The following is a 1,061-nucleotide window of genomic DNA, read 5'->3' on the forward strand; positions in this document are numbered from 1 at the left end:
GGGCGGATGATCTTGTTGTCGATACGCTGCTCGATGATGTGCGCGCTCCACCCCGCCGTGCGCGCGATCACGAAGAGCGGCGTAAACATGGCCGTTGGCACGCCCATCATGTGATACGACACGGCGCTGAACCAGTCGAGATTGGGGAACATCTTTTTCACTTCGGCCATGACTGTTTCAAGGCGCTCCGCGATATCGAAGAGTTTCATGCTGCCCGCTTCTTTAGAAAGCTTCTTCGCGACTTCCTTGATGACCTTGTTGCGCGGGTCCGAAATCGTATACACCGGATGCCCGAAGCCGATCACCACTTCCTTGTTCTCGACGCGTTTGCGAATGTCGGCCTCGGCCTCGTCCGGCGTCTGATAGCGCGACTGGATCTCGAACGCCACTTCGTTCGCACCGCCGTGTTTCGGTCCGCGCAGTGCGCCGATAGCGCCCGTGATCGCCGAATACATGTCCGAGCCCGTGCCCGCGATCACGCGGCCGGTGAACGTCGACGCATTGAACTCATGCTCCGCATACAGATTGAGCGAAACGTGCATCGCCTCGACCCATGACTTCGGCGGCTCGACACCATGCAGCAGATGCAGGAAGTGGCCGCCGATCGAGTCGTCGTCGGTTTCCACTTCAATGCGCTTGCCGTTGTGCGAATAGTGGTACCAGTACAGCAGCATCGAACCGAGCGAGGCCATCAGCTTGTCGGCGATGTCGCGCGCGCCCGGCAGGTTGTGGTCGTCCTTCTCCGGCAGCACGGTGCCGAGCACGGAGACGCCGGTGCGCATCACGTCCATGGGATGCGCGGCGGCGGGAATCCATTCGAGCGCGGCTTTCACATTCGCGGGCAGGCCGCGCAGCGCCTTGAGCTTCGTCTTGTAGGCCGTGAGTTCGGCCTGCGTGGGCAGCTTTTCATGCACGAGCAGATACGCGATCTCTTCGAATTCGCAATTGCCGGCGATGTCGAGAATGTCGTAGCCGCGATAGTGCAGGTCGTTGCCGGTCTTGCCGACGGTGCACAGCGCCGTGTTGCCCGCGGTCACGCCGGACAGCGCGACGGACTTTTT

Annotated in this window: 1 protein-coding gene; it reads right to left on the bottom strand. The window is 61.2% G+C overall.

Annotated elements, in window-relative coordinates:
• Positions 1-1,061 (bottom strand): bifunctional 2-methylcitrate synthase/citrate synthase (gene prpC / locus HV711_RS33245; RefSeq protein ID WP_175145699.1); only part of this gene is annotated, 1,061 nt, incomplete at both ends.

Origin of the sequence: Paraburkholderia phenoliruptrix (genome assembly GCF_902859825.1) — a bacterium.
Lineage (GTDB): Bacteria > Pseudomonadota > Gammaproteobacteria > Burkholderiales > Burkholderiaceae > Paraburkholderia > Paraburkholderia phenoliruptrix.